General features: G+C 52.3%; 26 protein-coding genes. 13 read left to right on the top strand and 13 right to left on the bottom strand.

Going from position 1 to position 24,404, the window contains the following annotated elements:
* Positions 1–49 precede the first annotated feature (49 nt).
* Positions 50–904, top strand: coding sequence for a deoxyribonuclease IV (nfo, locus tag CX651_RS08460; RefSeq protein WP_101055505.1), 855 nt, complete (start codon positions 50–52; stop codon positions 902–904).
* A 45-nt stretch (positions 905–949) separates the two neighbouring features.
* Here nfo and tpx read toward each other — a convergent pair whose 3' ends face one another.
* The 4 genes from tpx to CX651_RS08440 form a co-directional block, all read right to left on the bottom strand.
* Complete coding sequence (gene tpx / locus CX651_RS08455; RefSeq protein WP_101055504.1) at positions 950–1,546, bottom strand: thiol peroxidase; 597 nt, start codon at positions 1,544–1,546, stop codon at positions 950–952.
* Between the two features lie 108 nt (positions 1,547–1,654).
* Positions 1,655–2,479, bottom strand: a complete 825-nt coding sequence (locus CX651_RS08450) for a mechanosensitive ion channel family protein (RefSeq protein WP_025009451.1) — start codon at positions 2,477–2,479, stop codon at positions 1,655–1,657.
* 30 nt (positions 2,480–2,509) lie between these two features.
* Positions 2,510–3,085: an OmpA family protein gene (locus CX651_RS08445; protein WP_146225976.1), complete on the bottom strand. Its 576-nt coding sequence runs from the start codon at positions 3,083–3,085 to the stop codon at positions 2,510–2,512.
* A 749-nt stretch (positions 3,086–3,834) separates the two neighbouring features.
* Entirely contained in the window at positions 3,835–4,392 is a 558-nt protein-coding gene (locus tag CX651_RS08440; protein ID WP_025009455.1) for a DUF4136 domain-containing protein, read from the bottom strand.
* A 178-nt stretch (positions 4,393–4,570) separates the two neighbouring features.
* On the opposite strand from CX651_RS08440, the gene CX651_RS08435 reads away from it, so the two are divergent.
* From CX651_RS08435 to ruvX, 4 genes are all read left to right on the top strand, one after another.
* Positions 4,571–4,888, top strand: coding sequence for a hypothetical protein (locus CX651_RS08435; protein ID WP_101055502.1), 318 nt, complete (start codon positions 4,571–4,573; stop codon positions 4,886–4,888).
* 179 nt (positions 4,889–5,067) lie between these two features.
* Positions 5,068–5,397, top strand: a complete 330-nt coding sequence (gene yciH, locus CX651_RS08430) for a stress response translation initiation inhibitor YciH (RefSeq protein WP_025887568.1) — start codon at positions 5,068–5,070, stop codon at positions 5,395–5,397.
* A 27-nt stretch (positions 5,398–5,424) separates the two neighbouring features.
* Positions 5,425–5,985, top strand: a complete 561-nt coding sequence (locus CX651_RS08425) for a YqgE/AlgH family protein (protein WP_039034899.1) — start codon at positions 5,425–5,427, stop codon at positions 5,983–5,985.
* A gap of 13 nt (positions 5,986–5,998) precedes the next feature.
* A complete protein-coding gene (gene ruvX / locus CX651_RS08420; protein WP_025009458.1) occupies positions 5,999–6,418 on the top strand; it encodes a Holliday junction resolvase RuvX in 420 nt (139 codons plus the stop codon).
* Positions 6,419–6,534: 116 nt separating this feature from the next.
* On the opposite strand, the gene CX651_RS08415 is transcribed toward ruvX, so the two are convergent.
* From CX651_RS08415 to CX651_RS08385, 7 genes are all read right to left on the bottom strand, one after another.
* Entirely contained in the window at positions 6,535–7,665 is a 1,131-nt protein-coding gene (locus CX651_RS08415; protein ID WP_101055501.1) for an aminotransferase class V-fold PLP-dependent enzyme, read from the bottom strand.
* A gap of 10 nt (positions 7,666–7,675) precedes the next feature.
* The gene (locus CX651_RS08410) at positions 7,676–8,410 is read right to left on the bottom strand and encodes a tryptophan 2,3-dioxygenase family protein (protein WP_044733990.1); all 735 of its coding nucleotides are present in this window, start codon (positions 8,408–8,410) and stop codon (positions 7,676–7,678) included.
* A 172-nt stretch (positions 8,411–8,582) separates the two neighbouring features.
* A complete protein-coding gene (gene hemH / locus CX651_RS08405; protein WP_100145767.1) occupies positions 8,583–9,596 on the bottom strand; it encodes a ferrochelatase in 1,014 nt (337 codons plus the stop codon).
* A gap of 34 nt (positions 9,597–9,630) precedes the next feature.
* Positions 9,631–10,122 carry a glutathione peroxidase gene (locus CX651_RS08400; protein WP_224866272.1) on the bottom strand — a complete coding sequence of 164 codons (492 nt, stop codon included), beginning with the start codon at positions 10,120–10,122 and terminating at the stop codon, positions 9,631–9,633.
* A gap of 162 nt (positions 10,123–10,284) precedes the next feature.
* Positions 10,285–11,394, bottom strand: coding sequence for a hypothetical protein (locus CX651_RS08395; protein WP_101055500.1), 1,110 nt, complete (start codon positions 11,392–11,394; stop codon positions 10,285–10,287).
* Between the two features lie 156 nt (positions 11,395–11,550).
* Positions 11,551–12,663 carry a PilT/PilU family type 4a pilus ATPase gene (locus CX651_RS08390; RefSeq protein WP_101055493.1) on the bottom strand — a complete coding sequence of 371 codons (1,113 nt, stop codon included), beginning with the start codon at positions 12,661–12,663 and terminating at the stop codon, positions 11,551–11,553.
* 9 nt (positions 12,664–12,672) lie between these two features.
* A complete protein-coding gene (locus CX651_RS08385; RefSeq protein ID WP_025009461.1) occupies positions 12,673–13,710 on the bottom strand; it encodes a type IV pilus twitching motility protein PilT in 1,038 nt (345 codons plus the stop codon).
* Between the two features lie 36 nt (positions 13,711–13,746).
* Here CX651_RS08385 and CX651_RS08380 point away from each other — a divergent pair, with 36 nt between their 5' ends.
* The 8 genes from CX651_RS08380 to CX651_RS08345 all read left to right on the top strand — a co-directional run bounded on the left by CX651_RS08380 (position 13,747) and on the right by CX651_RS08345 (position 20,787).
* Positions 13,747–14,442, top strand: coding sequence for a YggS family pyridoxal phosphate-dependent enzyme (locus tag CX651_RS08380; RefSeq protein ID WP_101055492.1), 696 nt, complete (start codon positions 13,747–13,749; stop codon positions 14,440–14,442).
* A 132-nt stretch (positions 14,443–14,574) separates the two neighbouring features.
* Complete coding sequence (gene proC / locus CX651_RS08375) at positions 14,575–15,393, top strand: pyrroline-5-carboxylate reductase (RefSeq protein WP_101055491.1); 819 nt, start codon at positions 14,575–14,577, stop codon at positions 15,391–15,393.
* Positions 15,394–15,416: 23 nt separating this feature from the next.
* On the top strand, positions 15,417–15,968 hold the full coding sequence (locus CX651_RS08370) for a YggT family protein (protein ID WP_101055490.1): 552 nt from the start codon (positions 15,417–15,419) through the stop codon (positions 15,966–15,968).
* Positions 15,968–16,255, top strand: coding sequence for a DUF167 family protein YggU (gene yggU / locus CX651_RS08365; protein WP_037436422.1), 288 nt, complete (start codon positions 15,968–15,970; stop codon positions 16,253–16,255). The genes CX651_RS08370 and yggU overlap by 1 nt, the downstream gene beginning before the upstream one ends.
* 62 nt (positions 16,256–16,317) lie before the next feature.
* Positions 16,318–16,752 carry a DUF4426 domain-containing protein gene (locus CX651_RS08360; RefSeq protein ID WP_101055484.1) on the top strand — a complete coding sequence of 145 codons (435 nt, stop codon included), beginning with the start codon at positions 16,318–16,320 and terminating at the stop codon, positions 16,750–16,752.
* A 220-nt stretch (positions 16,753–16,972) separates the two neighbouring features.
* A complete protein-coding gene (rdgB, locus tag CX651_RS08355; RefSeq protein WP_101055482.1) occupies positions 16,973–17,575 on the top strand; it encodes an RdgB/HAM1 family non-canonical purine NTP pyrophosphatase in 603 nt (200 codons plus the stop codon).
* Entirely contained in the window at positions 17,575–18,711 is a 1,137-nt protein-coding gene (gene hemW / locus CX651_RS08350; protein WP_101055480.1) for a radical SAM family heme chaperone HemW, read from the top strand. The genes rdgB and hemW overlap by 1 nt, the downstream gene beginning before the upstream one ends.
* A 216-nt stretch (positions 18,712–18,927) precedes the next feature.
* On the top strand, positions 18,928–20,787 hold the full coding sequence (locus CX651_RS08345; protein WP_101055478.1) for a DUF885 domain-containing protein: 1,860 nt from the start codon (positions 18,928–18,930) through the stop codon (positions 20,785–20,787).
* A gap of 441 nt (positions 20,788–21,228) precedes the next feature.
* Here CX651_RS08345 and CX651_RS08340 read toward each other — a convergent pair whose 3' ends face one another.
* Both CX651_RS08340 and CX651_RS08335 read right to left on the bottom strand, forming a co-directional pair.
* Entirely contained in the window at positions 21,229–22,176 is a 948-nt protein-coding gene (locus tag CX651_RS08340; protein WP_039034912.1) for a LysR family transcriptional regulator, read from the bottom strand.
* Positions 22,177–22,614: 438 nt separating this feature from the next.
* Positions 22,615–23,418: a YggN family protein gene (locus CX651_RS08335; protein WP_101055476.1), complete on the bottom strand. Its 804-nt coding sequence runs from the start codon at positions 23,416–23,418 to the stop codon at positions 22,615–22,617.
* Between the last annotated feature and the right edge of the window lie 986 nt (positions 23,419–24,404).

The raw sequence follows: 24,404 nt of genomic DNA, 5'->3' as shown, positions 1-24,404 counted from the left end.
GCAATATTAGCGACTTATCCAGCTTGCCAAACGCTATAGAGGAGTCTGGGTGACGAGTCAGGAAAGGTGGGTTGGTGCCCATGTCAGCGCCCAGGGTGGCGTGGAAAATGCTCCCCTTAATGCCCACAAGATAGGGGCCAGTGCCTTTGCACTGTTTACCAAAAATCAACGGCGCTGGCAGGCAGCAGCTTTAACCGAACAGTCCATCGCCGCCTTTCAGGAAAACTGCCAACAGCTGGGGTTCAGACCCGAGGCAATTCTGCCCCACGACAGCTATCTGATTAACTTGGGACACCCGGATCCCTTGCTGCTGGAAAAATCCCGCGATGCCTTTGTCGATGAGATGCTTCGCTGCAAACAATTGGGATTAACCTTGCTAAACTTTCATCCCGGCAGCCACTTGCGACAGATAAGTGAAAACCACTGTCTGCGTAACATCAGCGATTCAATCAACCTGGCATTGGCAGCTTGTGATGGCGTCTGTGCCGTCATCGAAAATACCGCGGGCCAAGGCTCCAACCTGGGACACAGCTTTGAACAACTGGCGCAGATCATAGACGGGGTTGAGGATAAATCCCGAGTCGGCGTTTGCCTGGATACCGCCCATATGTTTGCCGCAGGTTACGACATCCGTACTCAGGAAAGCTGCCGGGAAAGCTTTGATGCCTTTGGCCATATCGTGGGCTTTCAATACCTCAAGGGCATGCACCTCAACGACAGCAAGACAGGGCTCGGCAGCCGGGTCGACCGCCACGACTCCTTAGGTATGGGCGAAATAGGCAAAACCGCTTTCGAGTATATTCTCGGCCACCCCGCCACCAAGAGGATACCTTTGATATTAGAAACCATACGCCCAGAGATCTGGCCCGAAGAAATTGCCTGGCTTAAAAGCCTCAGCCGCTGAACCCAAGCCAGCGCCAAAGGGCCGAGACACATGGTGTTCTTAGCCTTATATTTGTCCCTGGCTGATTTCTTTCAAGGCCTTGAGCGCCGCATCGTAATCCGGGTGGTGAGACACATCCGCCACCAACTCACGGTACTTGAGCTGGCCATTGGTATCGATAATAAATATCGCTCTGGCCAGCAAGCCTCGATTTGGGATCAACAAACCATACTTATTACCAAAGTCGCGCCAGACAGAGTCTGACAATACTTTGATTTTATTTACATTCTCCACCTTGCAGAAACGTTTTTGGGCAAAGGGTAAGTCTTCACTGACGGTCAACATGACCACAGAATCATCAAACTTGCTGAACTCCTTATTGAATCTCTTGGTCTGCAGGGCACAGACGCCGGTATCCAGACTGGGAACCGCGCTGATAAGTACTGTCTTACCCTTGAAGTCACTTAAAGTCACTGGGGCAAACTTGTCATCCACCACCTTAAACCCTGGTGCAAGCTGGTTAAGCTCGGGCAACTTACCCATCAAGGTGACACTCTGGCCGCCCATTTTGACTTCGGCCGCCACCTTCCCTTCCGTCGCCATAGCCGAGGCGCTCGCCAAGGCCAATACACACACGGCGCTCCACTTTGTCAGTTTCAACATAGTTTTCTCCCTCAATCCCGGTTCAAATTCATCCTGGCTAATATAACCCATTGTCAGAATACAGGTAAAAAAAGACCGGCATCTGCCGGTCTTTGTCCAAAGCTGAACTTACTTGGAAGGCAGCTCTTTGACATGCAGATCCATCTGAGGATATGGAATGCCAATGCCGTTTTCGTCCAGAGACTGTTTAATCTGCTCCATCAGTTCGAAGTAGACCCCCCAGTAATCAGCGGACTTCACCCAAGGGCGAACCACATAGTTAACCGAAGAGTCAGCCAGTGTGTGCAGACCCACAGTATAGCCAGGCTCTTTCAGTACTTTCTCGTGATTATCGAGAATGCTTGTCAGTATTTGCTTGGTATGACGGATATCGGCATCGTAAGAAACCCCAATCACCAGATCGATACGGCGCTTGTCCATAGCAGAGTAGTTGGTGATGCTACCATTCATGATAGTGGAGTTGGGCACTATGATGACCTTGTTGTCCGGCGTTTTCAGGCGGGTAGAGAAGATGGTGATTTCATCTACAGTACCGGCAACACCTGCGGCTTCAACATAGTCACCCACACGACAAGGGCGGAACAGTACCATCAAGACACCGGCGGCAAAGTTGGACAGTGAGCCCTGCAGCGCCAAGCCCACAGCCAAACCGGCGGCACCGAGAACTGCAACCAGAGAGGCAGTCTGAATGCCTAGCTGCCCCAAGGTAGCGATAACGGTAAATACAAACACCACGGCCCAAGCCATATTGGCAACAAAGGAAACCACTGTCTGATCTATCTTGCGCTTGCCCAACATTTTGGCAGTGACTTTCTTGGCCACATTGGACAAATACTTACCGACAAAGAAAATGACAATGGCAAGCAGTATCTTGATGCCATAGGCCGCGATTAACTCGGGCGCTTGTTTGAACAGCCCTTCGAGATTTTCCATTAAAATACTCCCTTACAAACCTTATTTAACTTACTTTTTTAAATCGACCACAAACTCAACCCTGCGGTTAAGGCTGCGACCCAAGACACTGGTATTATCTGCGGCAGGCTGCTTGCTGCCATATCCGTGAGTACTGAATTGTGCCCCCGGAAAACCATAATCCTCAATCAGCACCATTTTGGCACTTTCGGCCCTAGCTGCTGACAAAGGTTGATTTATGGCATCTGAGCCGCTGATGTCGGCATGTCCTTCAATATGCAAGTTTACCTTATATTGATGAAGAAATGCTTTCATTCTGGCAAGTTGCGGCCACTGCGCCAGGGGGATCTGCGCCGAACCCAAGTCGAAATACAGCCTTATTGGATTGGCTGTATCGCAATTTTGGGGATAGACACCACCGGACGTTGTCGGTAAACAGATATCCGTCATGGAGGGGGTCTTATCCAAGACACAACCATTGGCGCTCACAGCTGCCTGTGCCGGGGTATCGGGACAGGCATCTTTAGTGTCAGGGACACCGTCACCGTCAGAATCTTCCCAGGCAAGCACAGCGCTGCTCAGCAACAGCAGCGGAATCCCCCCCGCCAAGCCCAAATAACGATTCACCCAGGCCTCCCTAACTATCAATCCTTCAACTATATAGATGAGTTTCAGGCAGAACACAATCCACCGCCGGTTCACTTGGCTTTAGTGCGCCAAGTCACAGGTCACCGGCTAACGCATTGTATAATCGTCTTTAATTTTAGCCAAGATAAACCAACATCTGCGGTAATGAGTTGCTACTGCAGCAGAAATCTCCTACATAGTAGTTACCTTTTAATAAAACACCTTGATGGACCGATGGACGTGCGCCGCAAGCAGTAATAGAGCCAGTTAAACAAGGGGTTGTAGAATAAGAAGCTCCCAGAATACCGGCTTCCAGCGCCCAGGTAATAGCTGGAACCGTCACCAAAATGAGTCGGCCTTCCCCCCAAGGGTATGCAATAACCTGAGTCCAATACCATACGCATCAGGGTTATTGCCGTAAAACCGCTTAAACCCCAGGTTGTACAAGTAGTTCCACTCAATGGCATAAGACTTAAGAAAACACTCACGCCTGTCACTGTGTCCACAGAACTGCCCTTGGTCCAAGAGGCAATGAGCAAGGGGGGAATTGCTGGCCGTAAAACTGGATTTTGAACTAGGCGGCTTGAAGGCTAATGCAGATGTACTCCAGTCATCGGTCAGCCAGATATCCAGAGTCAATGTCAGAATGAGGCAACTGCTGTGTGAACTGCTTAAAAAACAATAAAGCGGCTTTGCGCCGCTTTATTCCGATACCGGATTTCCTAAATGGACCTAGTGGAACTCAGAGGTTATTTTTCCACCTTGGGCGGGAAGTTGCTCATAACACTGGCAACCGCCTCGTTAACCTTGGCAATTCGCTTTTGCGGAGTATCGCTGTCGCGAATGGTGTCAGCCACTGATCCGCGCCAGATGAGTTTGCCGGACTTGGCGTCCACCAGATCCACAATCAAAGTACCGACTTCATATTCGCGTACTGTGGTTTGGGTCTGCATATTGCCGCCCCAGCCCCAACCCGGCCCCCAGTATGGGTTGTAACCATAGTTGGTGTTGAAAGTGTCGACATTGATTTTCTTGTCTACCTTGGTCAGATAGTTAACCAGGATATCGGCGTTTTCCTTGGTAGCAATCTGCAGGCCCTTTTGTGCCAACTGCCGATCCAAGGCATCACGTACTCGCTGATCCATCAAACCATCCAGATGATAGCTGGTGTCTTCGGATTGCTTTTCCACCCAGGCATAACTCTTGTACTGGCTGAAGTTCACACCCGGGTCATAATCCCAGCCAGTATTCAGTGTACTACAAGCACTTAGCATCAGTGCCATTGCGGCTGTTATCAGATACTTCATCGAAATTTCCTCGTTTACCCAGGCCTGAAAATGGCCACAAAACCCCATGAAATCAGCTTACATTTCAATCTTCTGCTCTACAACCGAATTTAACAAAATTTAGTTTACCGATTCAGCTTGACTTCAGCACACCATCAAATGATAATGATTATCATCTAGATTAAACCTTGGATGACTCATGATGCTTTGGTATCTCGCATTCTTTATTATTGCCAGTGGTGTTTTGCTGACTCGAAACTCTTTGCTGCAACAAACCCAGCAACTGGCTGGAATAGGCAGCATCAATCAAGCCAGACGTTTGCTTATCCTGCCGCTGCTCATTCTCGGTTGGCTCGGTGCCAGATTGGTCGAGCAACAGATTTCACCTTTTGATCTGGCCGCTTTCGGTTTCGTCCTGACGACACTGACACTACTGTTGCCCAAGCTAAGAATACTGATGCTGCCCTGCGCCTTTTTATCTGTGATGGCAGTGCTTGGCGGAATACTGCTTTCCTGACATTTCTTGTGATTGCCGGCATCCACGCCGGTTACTGATCTTGTTCCCTGCGCAATTTCAGTTTTTACCAGCCACCTTAACGGTGGCTTTTTTTTGATTTCAGCGGCTTGGAGCAAGCCATTGGGCGCTTAAGCTAAATCTGTTAGACTGCGCCCATAAGCCATAGTTCAGCATCAACAATGAAAACAGATCCCAATGTCAGTTTGGTATACAGTACCGACAAAGGCCGTATTAGCCAGCCCAAGGAACAAGCCACAGTCCCGACATCCGATGGTATCGTCCGGATCCACAAAGACAGCAAGGGCCGCAAAGGCAAAGGTGTTTCAGTGATCAAAGGGCTGGGACTAGACGCCAAGGCGCTGAAAGATCTGGCGCAAAAACTCAAGAAGCAATGCGGTTGCGGCGGCACAGTAAAAGCGTTCGATATCGAGATTCAAACCGACAATCGAGAGCAACTCCAGGGCCTGCTGGAGAAGCTGGGCTACAAGGTGAAGCTGGCCGGCGGCTGACAGGCAACAAGTACCAGGAGCAGTATGATGGACAGTTTGCAAAATCATTTTCTTATCGCCATGCCTTCGCTCGATGATACCTTCTTCGAGCGTTCACTCATCTATGTGTGCGAGCATGACAACAAGGGGGCCATGGGACTCATGGTCAACCGCCCCATAGGTATTGAAGTTGACGAGTTGCTACTGCAGATGGAGTTGGCAGAAGAGGTATCCCTCAAGCCATCAGTAGACAACAGCGTACTGGTGGGCGGCCCGGTCAACCCGGAGCGGGGCTTTGTACTGCACAGCAGTCAACCCTATTGGGCCAACAGCACTGCCATCAATGACGAGATAATGCTGACCAGTTCACGGGATATTCTCACCTCTCTTGGCACCTCAAAGGCGCCGGAACATTTTCTGGTGGCGCTGGGATACGCGGGTTGGAGCCGCCACCAGCTGGAGCAAGAACTGGCGGAAAACAGCTGGCTGACCATTCCCGCCACACCCGAGATACTGTTCAATACTCCCCATGAGCATCGTTGGCTCAAGGCCACCCAGTCACTGGGATTCGATATCTGGCAAATGTCCAGCCAGATGGGACACGCTTGATTACAGAGGCAAAATGACTGCAAAAACCGTACTGGGCTTCGATTTCGGCACCAAGAGTATAGGCATAGCCATAGGTCAGCAGTTGACCGGCAGTGCCAGCCCACTGACATCCATCAAGGCAGTGGATGGTATTCCCGATTGGCAGCAGATAGCGGCTTTAATCGAAGAGTGGCAGCCAGATCTCGTGGTGGTGGGACTGCCACTCAATATGGATGGCACAGAGCAGGAGATGACCCAGAGAGCCCGTAAGTTTGCCAACCGTATTGCCGGGCGTTTCGGTGTCAAAGTGGCCACCCAGGATGAACGCCTGACCACGGCCGATGCCAAGGCCAGGTTATTTGAACTCGGTGGCTTCAAGGCGCTGACCAAGGGCCAGATCGATGCCGTCTCTGCTGTGCTGATCATCGAAAGCTATTTCGAGAACCAGTACTGAAACCTCAGTGGCTTAAAGACTCCCGGAGAATTTAAGCCGCAGCTGGCCCAATCTTATTTCGGCTTCCCCAGGAATGAGTCTCATCTAAATCGGCCCCAGATCCTGCCCACAAGCTCTCAGAGCCTTTTGCCGCCCAACTGTCTGAGCCCCTGCAGCAAAGCCTCCATATCCTCACCATCGGTATAGATATGCGGCGAAAAGCGAAAGCCGAATCTTGGGCGCAAGTCTGTCTTGATCCCCAATCTATTGAACACTTGCTGCGCCGCCTGCCTATCGGCGAAATCGACTACCACAGTGCCACTGCGCTCGCCGCTGATATTGGGCGTCACCACCTTGAGTTCATAACTCAGGGCACAATCCAGGATCCCCTGCCCCAAGCGCTGATTGTGTTGATAAATTTGACTATCGCCGAAAGCGCGCAGCTGCTGCAGTGACGCCGCCGCCAGCATGTAAGGCAATACGGAAGGCGTGCCCCCCCAAAACCTTTTTGCTCCCTTGGCATAGCGGAAGTCATGGATATCGAACTCAAACGGCGCCTCATGGGAGAACCATCCCAGATCCACAGGCTCCAGCGTCTGGGCCAACCTATCGCTGAGCCATAAAAAGGCCGCCCCCGGGCCAGCGCAACACCATTTAACGCAGGAACCCAAGACAGCATCAGCCTGCCACTGCCCCAAATCTATCGGTATGACTCCGAGAGACTGGGCAATATCCACCACAGTCATTACTCCTAAGCTTCGGGCCAAAGCGCAAATTTCACTCACGGACTGCAACTGACCGGTTTCGGAAATGGCATGGGTGATAAAGGCCAGCGCCACATCCTCTCCCAAGGCCTGTTGCCACTGGTTCAAAGACACCAGCCCGGCTTGCGGCTCAAGCAGCTGCAGGCGGTAGCCCTTCTTCTCGGCCTGTTGCAATACAAACCCCATGGAGGGGAAATCCAGTTCGGTGGCCAAGATCCGCTGACCGGGCTTGGCATTCGGCAGGGCGCCGACCAGCTTGGATAAAGCCGAAGAGAGATTCAGCTGCGGGCAAAAGCCACTGGCAGGAACTCGGGTCAAAGCCGCAAGTTGCTGCAAAAACTGCTCAACCCCCTCGAGCCACACAGGCCAGGCGTCACCGCCTTGATGCTTCCAGGCGCCGAGAAACTCGCTGGCCGCAGCTTCGCAGCCCTTTGGCATGGCGCCCACAGAGTGGGACAAAAAATAGTGCCCTTCGGGCAGATGAAAACGCGATTTCAACGACATTCCAGGCTCCTCAGTCGGCAATCGAGTCGCGTTTGACGCCGTAAACACCGCCCCAGATATCTGTCATCTGACCGCGAATTTGCCATAGTTTAGGGAAAAACTGCATCTTCATACCTGAGTTGAGGATTTCAGTGCTGCGCCCCTTCAGCGACATGCTGTCTATGCCTATGCTTCTGTGGATGAGTTTGATGTGATGGTAACGGAAGTGCTGAAACAGCTGGTCGTACTCTATCATGGCCTCAGCCACCATATAGCTTTCATCGTGACGGTATTCACTGTTGTATATCTGCTCGACCGTCAGCCCCTTTTGCTCAAGGTAGACTCGCTCAAAGGTGAGCCACAGCGGCTTATAAAGCTGCAACAGGGTTTTGAATCCCGGTGATTCCTGACCGCTGCCGTTGCCCAGCTGCAGCCGAATTGCCTGATAATCCTTGATGGACATGGTATCAAGAATACTCAGTTGCTCGATAAGAAACCCCATCGCCTTATGTACCCGGGCAAACAGGGTCAACACCTTAAAGGTCTCCCCTGCGGCCATACGCTCATCAATCTCCAGCAGGGTGTAACAGATGAGCTTCATCCACAACTCCTCCGACTGATGCACTATTTGAAACTGCAGCTCATCGGCGTTACACAGCTGCTCATAGGGCTTCTGACAGCTGAGCAATTTGGGAGTATTGAGGTACTTTTCATAATCCAGTCGACCCTCTCCGGCCATGCTGGCATATATCTGCTCGCGATCCATGATGCCTTATCCTTATTTTTCTATTGTTAACCATAAATTAACATTCAACTTGCCAAGCTAAGGCATAGCGTGGCAGGCAACAAGGGCAGCGAAGCGATCCGCAAAGAAAGGTAGTGTCAAATATTGTTGGCAGGGCTGCCGGATTGCAGCCCTGAATAGGGGGAAAGAGCGCTTACAGATAGGGACGAACCAACTCCGCCATCATCTCTATATGGCGCGGTCTGTCGTTGAGCGCCGCTATATAGCGGAATGACTTACCACCGGCCTGCTCGAAGAACTCACGGTTCTGCCCGGCAATCTCCTCCAGAGTTTCCAGGCAATCGGCGCTGAATGCCGGACAGGCAACGGCTACATCTGTGATCCCCTGCTTTGGCAGAGCCATCATGGTTTCATCCGTGTAAGGGCCCAGCCATTTGGCCTTGCCGAAACGGGACTGGAAGCTGCTGATCACATCATCCTCTGCCAGCCCAAGACGCTCGGCCAACAATCTTGAGGTCTTGATACAGAAGCAGTAGTAAGGGTCGCCCAGCTTGAGATTCCGCTCCGGCATACCATGGTACGACAGCACCAATTTCTGCGGTTTGCCGTGTTGGGCAAAGTCTGCTTCGATGGACTCGGCCAGCGCCTCGATAAACAGCGGATTATCGTGGTAGGTATGGATAAAATGCAGCGACGGCAGGTAACGCCATTGAGTCAACTCTTTGGCTATGGCATCAAACGCAGAGCCCGTGGTAGGGCCGGCATATTGAGGATAGAGCGGCAGTACAACCAGTTTATCAACCCCTTGGTTGTGCAGGCGTTTGAGCACATCGCCCACCGCCGGGTTGCCATAACGCATCGCCAAGGCAACTTCGGCTTCAACGCCTTCGGCCTTGAGTTTTTCTGCCAAGGCCCGGGTCTGGCGCTCACTGATATCCATCAGTGGCGAGCCCTTATCAGTCCACACCTCACGGTAAAGGGCCGCCGATTTGGCCGGCCTGACCCTGAGAATAATGCCATGGAGAATAAGCTTCCACAGCGCCTTGGGGATCTCCACCACCCTGGGATCGGAGAGAAATTCGGCCAGATAACGCCGCACCGCCGCGGGTGTCGGTGCGTCCGGCGTCCCCAGATTCAACAGCAATATCCCGGTTTTACCACGCCCGGCGTGGCCCTTGTCTTTATCAAGACCGATAAACTTAGCCAAAATCACCTCAGATAGAAAATCAATAAGTCAGATATTAAAGCACAGATTCAATCGCTTTGATCAATTCATCACTATCGGGTTTGACTCTGGAGTTAAAGCTCTGCACCTGTTTACCGTCGCCACTGACCAGGTACTTGTAGAAGTTCCACTTGGGCGCGCCGGCCTGCTGCCCCAGATAGGCAAATACCGGGTTCACATCACTACCACGAACCGCAGAGGTAGCCACCATAGTAAAGGTCACGCCATAGTTGATGTAACACACCTTGGCGGTATCTTTCTCTTGGTTTTCTTCCTGGAAGAAGTCATCGGATGGAAAACCTATCACCACCAGCCCGCGCTCGCGGTAGTCCTTATGCAGGGCTTCAAGCGCCTTGAATTGAGGCGTAAAACCACAATTGCTGGCGGTATTGACCAGAAGCACAGGTTTACCTTGGGTGAGTTCACACAGGTCGACAGACTCCTGGGAATGGAGCTTTCTCAACTTGATATTGAGGTAATCGGGGCACTGACCGGCAACAGCCGCCATGGGCGCCAAAACCCATGCTGTAAAAGCCAAACCAGTCAAAGCCAGTCCCTTCAATGTCGGCACGGTTAAATTCAATCTTGCCATGGGCTTGAACACCTTCACCATAACACCTCCATTTGTTTAATCTCTTGTTTGCACTCTACAGCAGTTTAGCTTCAGCAATTAAAAATAGAAGCCGACATTGATATTCAGCCTCGAATGCCAGCTGCTGTCGCCTTCGGCAATACCTATGCCCGGGCCGTTGACAAACCACATGTTTTTACCGGCAATCCAGTCGACATAAGAGTAAAACTTACCGGCGCTGATGGCGCAACCTGTGACATTCTGCACCGAATCATCCAACCCGGTACCCGAGGCAAATACCTGGCTGTAGTCGTTATAACAGTTGAGCTGAGTGATAGGGCCCCAATCAACATCTATGCTGCGCGACAAATTAAATGTGAGCACATCGGCCTCGGCCGCTATCTCAAACGGGTAGGCAAAGGCCGACAGCGCCAAACGCTCGCCGGGCATGTCATAGTCATAATGCAGATACTGCACCTGAGTCTGCCAGGCGTGCCAATCCATTTGCCAATGGGCGGCTACCGCCAAGCCATCTGTGTCTTCACCGGCAACGGCGCCGGCCATTGGCTTGTAGTCCAAACGGCTATATTGCACAGAAGCGCCCAGTTTATGGGCAAACTCACCATACTTCAGGCTACGCTCTACCCTGGCGTTAAACTGCCCGGCTTCTTCATAGGGAGCATTTTCCGTGGTGGCAACATCGAAGGAATAACGCTTAAAGCGACTACCGTCGCCATATTCATCATTGGCAAACCAGGCGAGATCGTAGCGCCAGCCGTCCTTGCTGTACTGCCAGTGAATACCGGCATCATAGTCGTCTTCAAAGCCGAGGTAATAAGTCGCGCCGAACCAGAAGGAATGAGCCGCATAGGGCAGCAAACCGAAAGGCACCTGGGTGACCCCGAGGCGAATGTCCGAGTTTTCTGAAAAACGATAGCCAAAGAAGGCATGCTGGATCACATCCTGATCCTGATACCAGCGATACTGAGCCGATGCAAACAGCTCTCCATTGTCGTATTTGACATCGGCACGAAACAGCTCGAACTCCAATTTGGCATCGTCATCATAGTCTTTCCAGCCATAGTTAACTCGTACCGCCCCGCCGATATCCAGCTCATCGGAAACCGGCACGGCCACGGCCGGCAGAGTGAAACAACCGGCCAGCGCCAGACCCAAAGCTGAAAATAAAGTGGTTTGCCGCAATTGCATTCCCCTTCCATCCTTTTCACAAAATAGGCGCAACACAATAACAAAAACACTGTTGTTTTTCGAACAATCCGCTCAATACCAACACAAAAGGCGTCAGAGTGACGCCTTTTCATCCAAGTAGAATGGTCAATATTCTATGGGGAAATGCAGCCCCCATTAGTCCATATCCAGGGTGACTCCCTCCATGAAACCTGAGTTGCCGGTGTCATTGCTGTGGAGTTTAATCATGAGTCGCAGGTCGTTAGGCGAGTCAGCATGATGCAGTGCATCGGCGTAGCTGATCTCCCCTTCACAGTAGAGCTTGAACAGCGCCTGATCGAAGGTTTGCATCCCCTGCTCGTTGGACTTGGCCATGGTCTCCTTGAGCACGTGCAGCTCGTTCTTTTGAATAAGACTGGCCACTCTGGGAGTGTTGATAAGCACTTCGATGGCTGCGCGCCGACCTGTGCCGTCCACCTTGGGCACCAACTGCTGGGCCACAATACCGCGCAGGTTAAGCGACAGGTCAAACAACAGCTGTTGGTGCTTACTCTCAGGCACCAGGTGCATGATGCGATCCAGCGCCTGGTTGGCGTTGTTGGCGTGCAGAGTTGCCATACACAAATGGCCGGTTTCAGCGAACGACAGAGCAAACTCCATGGTTTCCTGGGTACGGATCTCACCGATAAGGATAACATCCGGCGCCTGGCGCAATGAGCTCTTGAGCGCTGCATCAAAAGATTCGGTATCTATACCCACTTCCCGCTGGGTGATAATGCTCTTGCCATGTTGGTGAACAAATTCCACCGGATCTTCGATGGTGAGTATATGTCCCCTGGCATTGGCATTGCGATAACCGATAAGTGCCGCCAGCGAGGTGGACTTACCGGTACCTGTTCCCCCGACCATGATCACCAATCCGCGCTTGCTCATCACCAAGTCTTTGAGAATGGGCGGCAGGTACAACTGCTCCACTGTAGGGATCTTGGTTTCGATGCGCCGCATCACGCAGCCTGCCGACTCCCGTTGCCAGAAGGCACTGACCCGGAAACGCCCCAGCTCCTTGGCGCCCACGGCAAAGTTACATTCACGGGTCTCGTGAAACTCCTTTTTCTGCTCCGGCGTCATCAAAGATTCGACAAACTCCAGCGACTGCGCCGGGGTAAAGGCGTTTTCCGCCAACGGCCTGAGTTCACCGTCCACCTTGGCACTGGGAGGAAAGGCCGCGGTAATAAAGAGATCCGAGGCCTTGCGCTCCACCATAGCCTTGAGAAAAGGTCTGACGTCCATGGGGACTCCTTAGAAATTCGCTTGTTTGTTGGAGCTCTTGGCCATGGCATCTTCCCGACTGATCAAGCCGCGATTCACCAGGTTTTGCAGGCTCTGCTCCAAGGTTTGCATGCCATGGGCCATACCGGTTTGAATAGCAGAATACATCTGTGCCACCTTGTCCTCACGGATAAGGTTTCGGATAGCCGGGGTTCCCATCATGATCTCATGGGCCGCCACCCGGCCGCCGCCAACTTTCTTGATCAGAGTCTGGGAGATAACCGCCTGCAACGACTCAGACAACATGGTACGCACCATGTCTTTCTCGCCTGCGGGGAATACGTCAACCACACGGTCAATGGTCTTGGCCGCCGAGGTGGTGTGCAAGGTACCGAAAACCAAGTGGCCGGTTTCTGCCGCGGTCATCGCCAGGCGTATGGTTTCCAAATCCCGCATCTCACCGACCAGGATGACATCCGGGTCTTCACGCAGGGCGCTTCTGAGGGCGGCGTTAAAGCTGTGGGTATGGCGGTGCACTTCCCGCTGGTTGATAAGGCATTGCTTGTTTTGGTGCACGAATTCGATAGGGTCTTCAATGGTGAGAATATGATCGTGGCGGTTCTCATTGACGTAATCTATCATCGCCGCCAGGGTGGTACTCTTACCCGAACCTGTGGGGCCGGTTACCAACACCAAACCGCGAGGATATGAAGCGATTTTCTTGAAGATTTCCGGCGCGCCCAGTTGTTCCAAAGTCAAAATGTCGCTGGGAATAGTACGAAAAACCGCGGCGGCGCCGCGGGACTGATTGAAGGCATTGACACGAAAACGCGCCAGATTGGGAACTTCAAAGGAAAAGTCGATTTCCAGAAACTCTTCATAATCCTTACGCTGCTTGTCATTCATTATGTCGTAGACAAGTCTGTGAACCCCTTGGTGATCAAGCGCAGGGACATTAATCTTTCTGACCTCACCGTCGACGCGTATCATGGGAGGCACACCGGCCGATAAGTGCAGATCCGAAGCGTTATGCTTTACACTAAAGGCCAATAATTCAGTGATTTCCATAGTTTGGGATATCCGTTCAACCAAAAAGTTTACATCATGACAACAATAGCAGACAGACTGGCACTAGCCCAGCGCAGGATAGCTCAAGCGGCGCAAATTTCGTCCCGAAATGCAAGCGAGATCAAGCTGCTGGCTGTCAGCAAGACCAAGCCGGTCGCCGACATTGAACAAGCTTATGCCGCCGGGCAACGTTGCTTTGGCGAAAACTATGTCCAGGAGGGGCAACAGAAAGCCATGGAACTGGCGCAGCGCTGTCCCGATATAGAATGGCACTTTATCGGCCCGCTGCAATCCAATAAATCAAAAATTGTCGCCGAGCACTTCCATTGGATGCACACCCTGGAGCGGGAAAAAATTGCCCGCCGCCTGTCGGAGCAGCGCCCAGAAGGCATGCCTCCACTGGAAATCTGTATCCAAATCAATGTCTCGGGTGAGAGTTCCAAAGCAGGAATAGCAACACAGAGCGAAATGTTTGAGCTGGCGAGCCTGGTGGACTCATTGCCCAACCTCAGACTCAGGGGACTGATGACAATTCCCAGTGCCGGTGAAGGCCCAAGGCTTGAGGCGGAGCTGTCGCACATGCAGCGACTGTTTGCCGAACTGAAGCTCAAGTTTCCCCAGGTAGATACCCTGTCCATGGGTATGAGTCAGGATCTTGAACTCGCCATCGCCAAGGGCTCTACCATGGTTAGAGTCGGCAGCGCTATTTTCGGCGAGCGGAACTACGGCTGATAAACCAGCCAATAAGATCTGAGATTGGCCGCTGAGACCTTGTTTTTGATAGTATTGGCCCAAATACTAATATCTCCCGCACGGTCAAACCCGATGCGGGATACACTCCAATCACAAGTGACAGGGGACAGCATGGCTCAAAAGAAAATCTGTTTTATCGGCGCCGGCAATATGAGCCGCAGTATCATCAGCGGGCTGGTGGGCAGCGGTTATCCGGCTGAATTGATCCAGGCCAGCAACCCAAGTACAGCTAAACTCGATGCCCTCAAGCGCGATTTCGGCATCCTCACCACCACAGACAACCAAGCCGCCTGTGACTGGGCCGATATCATAGTGCTGTCAGTCAAACCGCAACTGATGCAGCAGGTGTGTGAGCAACTGGCAACACTGCCGCTGGCCGACAAGCTGTTTATTACCATAGCGGCAGGGATCCCAGCCGCCAGATACAATGACTACTTCGGCCAGCAGATTAAGCTTATCCGCACCATGCCCAACACCCCAACCCAACTTGGCTATGGCATGACAGGCCTTTATGCCGCAAGCGGGGTTGAGCAGGCGGATAAAGATCTTTGCCAGCAGATTATGGCCAGTGGCGGCGAGACCCTGTGGGTAGACAAAGAAACGGATCTCAATTTGGTGATCGCCTTGGCGGGCAGCTCTCCGGCCTATTTTTTCCTGTTTATGGAAGGCATGATGGATGCGGCCAAAGAACTGGGGCTGGATGAATCCAAGGCCAGGTTACTGGTGCAGCAGGCGGCGCTGGGTGCCTCACAGATGGTGATTCAAAATCCTCAGCTGAGCGCCGGCCAACTGCGGCAGAATGTCACCTCCAAGGGCGGTACCACCCATGAAGCGGTGGAAACCTTCCAACGAAGTGATCTCAAGGGACTGATCAAACAAGCAATGAACAACTGTATTGCCAGGGCTGAAGCCATGGCCAAAGAATTCTAAACGACCCAAGGGCGAAACTTTTCATGAATGACGCATTGATTTACCTGATTACAGTCGTATTCGACCTCTATTTTATGGTAGTCATACTAAGGATCTGGCTGCAGTTGGTGCGGGCAGATTTTTATAACCCCTTCAGCCAGTTTATCGTCAAGGCCACCCATCCTATTGTGGCGCCCATGCGGCGGATACTGCCCTCCATAGGCAGTCTGGATACGGCCTCTGTGGTGCTGGCGCTGCTGGTTGTGGTGGTCAAAATACTCTTGCTGACCCTGATGGCGGGCCAGGCGTTCAACCTGATTGCCACCTTGATGTTTGCCCTGGTGTCCTTGTTTAAAAAGGCTGGGGTATTGCTGTTCTGGATCCTGATAATCCGCGCCATCCTCAGTTGGGTCAGCCAGGGCCGCAATCCGATTGAGTATGTGATGATGCAGTTGACCGAGCCACTGCTGGCGCCCATTCGCCGCTTCCTGCCCCCCATGGGCGGGCTGGACTTATCGCTGCTGGTGCTGATGGTATTGATGAATTTCATCAACATACTGCTGGCCAAGACGATTCCTTTCTGGGCCATTGCCTGATGAAAGCTGTTAGCTGGGAGCAGCAGGATCTGCTGCTCAATCTCTATATCCAGCCCAAGGCCAGCCGGGATCAACTGGTTGGCCTGCATGGTGAAGAGTTCAAGGTGGCCATTACCGCGCCACCTGTGGACGGCAAGGCCAACGCCCACCTGACCAAGTATCTGTCCAAAGCCTTCAAGGTGCCCAAGGGGCAGATAGCCATAGTCAAGGGAGAACTGGGCCGCCACAAGCAGGTGCGTATTGAGTCGCCCAAGATATTGCCCGCAGAAATCGAGGCCTTGCTCTGATGCCATGGCAGCAGACAAGGGACTATAATCAATTCAACACACTTAACCTCAGGTAAAGCATTATGTTGCGCAAATTTTTGACCCTGCTTTTGTGTCTCGGCTCTCTGGCCGGTGTCGCTCAGGCCGAACAGAAGCAGACCGTCGGCCAGTTCGACATCCACTATATGGCGCTGGGCAGCACCTTTTTGACGCCATCCATCGCCAAGAACTATGGTATAGAACGCAGCCGTTACACGGGTATCATCAATATCGCCGTACTGGATACCAGCGAAGAGGGCAATCCGGCAGTACCGGTCGAGATATCCGGCCTGGCCAACAATCTTATCGATGCCAGAATGCAGTTGAAATTCCGCGAAATTCGCGAGGGTGATGCCATCTACTATATTGCCGAGGTGCCCTATCGCGACGATCAGGAGATCAACTTTCAAATCCTGATAAAACACGGTAACGAGCTCAACACCACTCTGGCCTTCAAACAGAAATTCTACGTCGATTGAGCTGTGCATTCCGTCAATAGAGCGCCGCCGAATAAGCGGCGTTTTTTTATGGCCGCCCCGAGTGGGTATTGGCCGCCGACTTAGAGAAACGACAACAGCCATTAGGGCTCAAACCTTCCACAGCTCTACTTGTTTTCGCACCTTTTCATTGTCGCTGAGTGAGTAAACTCTTTTGCAAAATGGTACTATTGCCGGCATTGCGAAATAAGGAAAATCCAAGATGAAACAGATAGTGCTTGCCAGTGGCAACAAGGGAAAACTCAAAGAATTCGCCGAGATGTTCAACGCCTTCAATATTGAGGTGTTGCCACAAAACCAATTCGATGTGCCTGAAGTGGCGGAAACCGGCACCACTTTTGTTGAAAATGCCATTATCAAGGCGCGCCATGCCGCCGAAATCACCGGCCTGCCCGCTATCGCCGATGACTCAGGCCTCGAAGTTGATGCTCTGGACGGCGCTCCCGGCATCTATTCCGCCCGTTACAGTGGCGCCAACGCCACGGCCGAAGGCAACTACAACAAGCTGCTTGGCGCCATAGAGGCAACGCCCGCCCCCCGTACCGCCCGTTTCCAGTGTGTACTTGTGTATATGCGTCATGCCAAGGATCCGACTCCCATCATCTGCCAGGCCGCCTGGGAAGGTGAAATAGGTTTTGAACCCAAGGGCAACAACGGCCATGGTTATGATCCCGTATTCATTCCCTGTGGCTACCAGCAAACTGCCGCCGAGCTAAGCAGTGATGAAAAGAACCATCTCAGTCACAGAGGCAAGGCGCTGAAATTGCTGCTTGAAGCCTTCAAACAACAGGGGATCCTCGGCTGATGCTGACGCTGCCACCGCTGAGTCTCTATATTCATATTCCCTGGTGTGTGCAGAAATGCCCTTACTGTGATTTCAACTCTCACGGAAAACAGGGTGAGCTGCCGCAGCAGGAATATGTCGATGCCCTGCTTGGCGATCTCGATGCCGACCTGCACTATGTTCAAGGCCGGCAACTGCACAGCATCTTTATCGGTGGCGGCACCCCCTCCCTGTTCGATGCTGCCCAGATAGGCAGGCTGCTGCAAGGCGTGAACCGGCGCATTGCCTTTGCCGATGACATAGAGATCACCATGGAGGCCAACCCAGGCACCTTGGAACATGATGACTTCAGCGCTTACCGCGCCGCAGGTGTCACTCGCCTCTCCATCGGTGTGCAGAGCTTTGCCAAAGACAAGCTCAACCTGCTGGGGCGAATTCACGGCAAGGACGAAGCCGTCAACGCCGCCAAAGGCGTTGCCGCAGCCGGATACCAGAGCTTTAACCTGGATCTGATGCACGGGCTGCCGAACCAGAGCTTTGAAGAGGCCATGGCCGATATCGACACGGCGGCGGCGCTCAATCCTCCGCACCTGTCCTGGTATCAGCTCACCATAGAGCCAAACACCCTGTTTCATTCGCGCCCGCCGCAACTGCCGGACGATGAAGCACTTTGGCACATCTATGAACAGGGCCAGCAAAGACTCGCGGCCCTTGGCTACCAGCAGTATGAAATATCCGCCTACGCCAAACCCGGTTTTCAGTGCCGCCATAACCTCAACTATTGGGAATTCGGTGATTATCTGGGAATTGGTTGCGGCGCCCACGGCAAGCTGACGCTACCGGAGCAGGACCGCATAGTACGCACGGTAAAGATAAAACATCCAAAGGGATACCTGGCCACAGAGGATTATCTGTTTGAGGAGAGCGATGTATTACCGGAAGACAGGGCGCTGGAGTACCTGATGAACAGGCTGCGACTGATGAGCCCCATCCCCTGGAGCGAATTTGAAGCGCGCACCGGCGTTGCGGCCAACACCCTGGATAAAGGCATGCAGCAGGCCACCGAGCGCGGGCTGGTGGAGATCACTCCCGGTTACTGGAAGCTCACCAACAAGGGACATATGTTCGTCAACGATCTGCTGTCGCAGTTTTGTTAACTCCATCTCTTATTAGCCTCCTCTTGCTGCTGCGAAAGCAAAAGCAGCAAGAGGAAATATTTTCTAACATTTACGCCAATACTTAATTACTCAACTTCATTAGGATTAACTTCTTTAGACGCAAATGAGCCATAGCAGTCGCGGTTTCTGTGCGTCTTTCCTGACTCGGGCCATCGTCATCCGGCCTGCCATTGCCAAGCAAAAAGGAAGTTGTCCATGCCTATAACCATAAGAAAAAGTCTGTTGACGCTGGCCCTTGGCGCCGTTTTAAGCAGCAGTTATCCCCTTCTCGCCCAAGCCTCTGTCTCCGGGCCGAGTAACCAAGCATCAAACCTGGCTCCTGAGGTCATCAAGGCCGAATCCGCCAAAGCCAACGCCCTGTTTGAAGCCATCTTCAACGAAGATGTCGCCGCCAGCCCGGTGCGGCAGACCTTTCTAGGTATCAAGACAGATTACGGCAAATGGGACTCACTGGGAGATGCGGCCGATGATGCCGCGCTTGCTCGCGCCAAGCAGCAGCTTGAGCGTCTGTCACAACTGGATCCGACAAAGTTGGACTCACAGAGCAAGTTGAGCCTGGAGCTGTTGACCGCCAAGCTGCAACGCCTGATCCGCGATGATAAGTTCCGCCACTACAACTACCCGGTCAACCAGATGTACGGCATTCACTCGCTGGTACCTTCATTGTTGATAAACCAACACTCGATAGCCGACGAAGCCGATGCCCGCGCCTATATCAGCCGTATAGCCGGGGTTCCTGAACTGTTCGAGCAGCTGATCACCGCCCTCGAGGTTCGCGCCGAGGAAGGCATAGTCGCCCCCAAGTTCGTATTCCCCTACGTACTTTCAGACAGTCGCAATATTATTCATGGCGCACCGTTTGATGGTGAGCCGGACAGCGCTATCTGGGCCGACTTCAAGGGCAAGTTGGCAAAACTCAAGCTGGATGAAGACACCCAAGATAAACTGCTGGATCAAGCCGCCATCGCCCTCAAAGAACAATTGAGGCCAGCCTACCAAAAGCTGATTGCCTATCTCGAAACCCTGGAAAAACGGGCCGACAGCAGAGATGGAGTCTGGAAATTCCCGAGCGGCAGCGCCTTCTATAACAATGCCCTGGCCAATACCACCACCACAGAGATGAGCGCCGATACTATTCATCAATTAGGGCTGGACGAGGTCGCCAGGATCCACGGCGAAATGCGCGCCATCATGGACAAAGTTGGCTTCAAGGGCGATCTCAAAGCCTTCTTCGAGTTTATGCGCCAAGATGAGGACTTCTACTTCCCGGACAACGACGCCGGCCGCCGGGCCTACCTGAGAGAGGCCACCGCCCTTATCGATAACATGAACTCGCGCCTGGATGAAGTGTTCAAGGTAAAGCCCAAAGCGCCTTTGATAGTCAAACAGGTGGAAGCCTTCAGGGAGAAATCTGCCGGCAAGGCTTTCTACAACCAGCCCTCGGCCGATGGCAGTCGCCCGGGAACTTACTATGCCAACCTCTATGACATAATGGCTATGCCCAAATACCAAATGGAGGCACTGGCCTACCATGAAGGGATCCCCGGGCATCACATGCAGATAGCCATAGCCCAGGAACTGGAAGGACTTCCCAGCTTTCGTCGCTTCGGCTCTTACACGGCTTATATCGAGGGCTGGGGCCTATACAGTGAGTACTTCCCCAAGGAGATGGGGCTTTACAGCGATCCCTACTCAGACTTTGGCAGATTGGCGATGGAGCTATGGCGCTCCTGCCGTTTGGTGGTAGATACCGGGATCCATGCCAAGAAATGGACTCGAGAACAAGCCATAGCCTATTACATGGATAACACTCCCAATGCCGAATCTGACGCAGTAAAAATGGTTGAGCGGCACATAGTTATGCCCTCGCAGGCAACCGCTTACAAGGTGGGGATGAACAAGATACTTGCGCTTAGAGCCTACGCCAAGGAGGCGCTGGGTGAGCGTTTCGACATTCGCGCCTTCCACACTCTGGTCTTGAAAAACGGCCCCTTGCCGCTGAATGTACTGGAGCAGGAGGTAAAAGACTGGGTAACCGCGCAAAGCCAGGCTTGAAACTGAATCAACTGCCGCTCCCATGAGCGGCTTTTTATGCGCTTGATTCCGTCCTGAAAACAGACATAAAAATACCCCGACCACCTGGGCCGGGGTAAACCAAAATCAGGATGATGGTTTTAAGGCCGACATTGTTTTAGTTCGAAAACCTGGGTCGGCATTGATAAGGGCTTAACACTCTGTGTTGAACCAAGCAGTCTACAGCAGGAGGGGTCAGTCCCGCGGCACACCCGTATGTTGGTTCCACCCGAATCAACTGCAACCATTGTATTGATTTCAGAACAGACTGCAACTGGGTTATTAAAAATCTTTAAAGCCCATCAAATAATAAAGCGGTTGAATAAACCAATAAAATCCTAACATCCATATGATATATAAACAAAAAACACCCAAGCGGAACTTGAGTGTTTTTCATTGTTCTATTATGAGAACGATATTTCTTTATTTTTCCTGGCGTTGGGCAAACAGATCTGCATATTTTTTGTCCCAATAAGGTGGCGTACCTATATGATCCTTGATGAACTCGATAAAGGCACTCACCTTGGGGGCCAAGTGTTTACGTCTGGGATAAACCGCCTGCAGCGGCAGATGATGGGTCAGTTGCCAATCGGGAAGCAGGGGCACCAGAGTGCCTTTTTCTATTTCATCTTCCAGCAGATAACTGGCGAGATAAACCACCCCAAGCCCACTGACAGCGGCAGACTTGAGCGCCGGCGCATTGTCGACTCTGAAATTACCCGAAACCCCTATCTCACAGTAGTCATCGCCCTTCTTGAATTGCCAGACGCTGTGCTCATGCCATTCACCGTGGTAAACCAAACAGTTGTGCTCCACCAGCTGCTCCGGACGGGCCGGCATACCGTGGGCCGCAACATACCCGGGGGAAGCCACCAGCAGGAACTGACACTTCATCAACGGGCGGGCCACCATACCCAGAGGCAGTTGCTCTGACATGGTCAGCAGCAGATCCAGGCCTTCACTGACCACATCAACCTTATGGTCCAACAGGCTCACCTGCAGCTCGAGATCCGGGTGACGGGTCATAAACTCGGGCAGTGCCGGAATAATATGCATGGTGCCGAATGACTGGGAGATCCCTACCTTGAGCACGCCTCGGGTGGCATCATTGAGGTTGTGCACACTGGCCACCGCCTGATCCGCATCCCGGAGCAGTTCTTCCCCCTGCACATACAGCAGATTACCGGCTTCGGTGAGGCTTAAGCTACGGGTTGTTCGCTGGATCAACTGGATCCCGAGTTTATGTTCAAGATCGGCAACCTGGGTACTGACCTTGGATTTGGATATTCCAAGCCTGCGCGCCGCGGCACTGAAGCTGCCGGCACGGGCGACATGAGTGAAAATAGCGATAGGTTCTAACAGTTCTAACATGAAAGTCGCCTTAAGCCGTTTACAACACTGGTAAAAGCTTTCCTGGAAAAGCGACGGGCCTCACCGTCAAGACCCCATAATGGGGTGTGGGCTGCCGGGTTTTGGAAAGCGCACTGGGTAGAGTCACTGAGTCCTGACTTGGGTGTCAGTTTTATTATTTTTGCGAAGTATACCAATTCTTTCTTATTGACTCTAACCCAAGGATAGCCTTGAGCCAAAAAAACCGCCGCAGTGATGGCATAATCGGCAGACAACCAATAAAAAACCCCTGTATCAAGGGAGGGGAAGATACAGGGGGAATCACCAGCTTAAACTGTCAAAGACTTCAATTGGAAACTATTGCAAAGTAATCGTAAAAATATGCCGTTAACTACTCGGGCTTCAGGTTATAAGCCCTTGGCTCCTAGTTTTGAACCTTAAGCTCTCACGGCTTAAAAATTATTGCTGCAGTTCAACCTTGCCGGACAGTACCTGGAATTCGCCCAGCTCAGGGACCTGCTTGCGTAACTTGTCTTCCAGCACCACCAAACGTTGGAAGTTGTCGCAAAGCGCGTCGGCTCTCTGCTCCATCTCCTGGGCGCGGGACTCCATTTGCACTTCAATATCCTTGCCCATCTTTTCCATCTTCTGGCTGAAGGCATTGATCTTCTCATCAAAGGTTTCGCCCTCACCTGACATCATCGCGCTGCCCATGGCCATCATCAAACTGCCTAGCGACTGCTGCACCAGTTGCTCTATCTCTTTGGAAAACTCATCACCAAAGGCGTTTTCCAGCGACTCTTCAGTGGCTCCAAGGAAGTACTGGTCACCATTGCGATGAGCCACTTCATAGACTCTCTGTTGCAGACTACCCATGGTTTCATCCAACTTGGCAGCGGCGGCATCACCCAAGAGTGGTGTCAGGGCCATGCTCACGGCCTCGCTCGCCATGGTGACGGCATCTTCCACCAAAGAGATGACTTCGGGTAACTGCTGAGCCATGGCATCCGAGTACTCGTTGACAAGCTTGCTCTGCTCGGCATTCAAGACCACTTCTTCACCTTCCACATACAGGCGGCCCGGCTCAATTCGATAATGTTCTTTCCCTTGATTACTGACACTCAGCTTCTTGGGCTCCAGTGAGATGTCGTAGTTTAGCGACATCTCGCATTGCTCATCTCTTGGCTCAAAGTTGATCGCCATAGCAGGCGCCGCCGCAAACAGTGCACACACCAAAGATATTCCACCAATCGCTTGTTTCATTCTGTCTTCCCTCTCGTTTTAATCTGCCGAGTAAACTTGGTTACCGCTTATGGCTCAGAATAAAGCAGACTTTGTGCCAAAGTTATAATTAACTGATACTAAATGAATTAACATCAAGCAAGGCTGTAAAACATGAAAATCCACCATCTGCGAGTGGCAAATTTTGCCAACTTGTAGCCGTTATGATGAATAAGACACAAGAATCCAAAGAAAGGTTTAACAGGGAATACTCTGGATGGCCAAGACAGTTCCTTTTCTTCACTGCATTCGGGATTAAAAGCCATAATAGCCGCTGTGCCAGCAGCCTGAAGTCGTGGTGTTCCACACCACACCGAGCAAGAGGCTTTGCTTGTCCAAAGCCCCTTGCATCCCCAAGGACACCCCGACGTAGCCGAAATCCCCGCTGGCTTATGAAACAAATTGGCTACACTCAGGACTCGCATCCTTGCTCGACCTTCGAGCCTCGACATCCCTGTCTCGGCTACGCCAATTTGCAACAACGCCAGCGGCGGCTCCGAAGGGGAGTCGGTGCAATTCTGTAAGAGCTAACTTGTTTGAAGCGACCTATATGCCCGCAGACATACACCTCATTTTCAGGCACAGGCGGAACTGTGACCGTCGAAAACAAGGATGTTTTCGTCGAGGCTACAAGGACGTATTAACGCCGAGTCACAGGATCGCCTGTGCATAAGCCTGCGGCAGGCAATGAGCAACATCCGTTGCTGGAAGTTCAGTCTATGTTATTTGGCTATTTTTAGCTGAAAGCAATGCTAGCCGCTGTGCCAGCGGCATAAAGTCGTGGTGCAAATGCATCCATGCACAAGGGCCAGTTCGCCCCTTCGAACTAATTGGCAACAACGCCAGCGACGGCTCCATAGGGGGAGTTGGTGCAATTCTGTGAGAGCTAACTTGTTTGAAGCGACCTATATGCCCGCAGACATACACCTCATTTTCAGGCACAGGCGGAACTGTGACCTTCCGAGCCA

It is taken from the genome of Shewanella chilikensis, from assembly GCF_002836945.1.
Taxonomy (GTDB): Bacteria; Pseudomonadota; Gammaproteobacteria; order Enterobacterales; family Shewanellaceae; genus Shewanella; species Shewanella chilikensis.
Note: the sequence above shows the minus strand (reverse complement) of the source record. Positions and strands in the feature narration are given on the sequence as shown.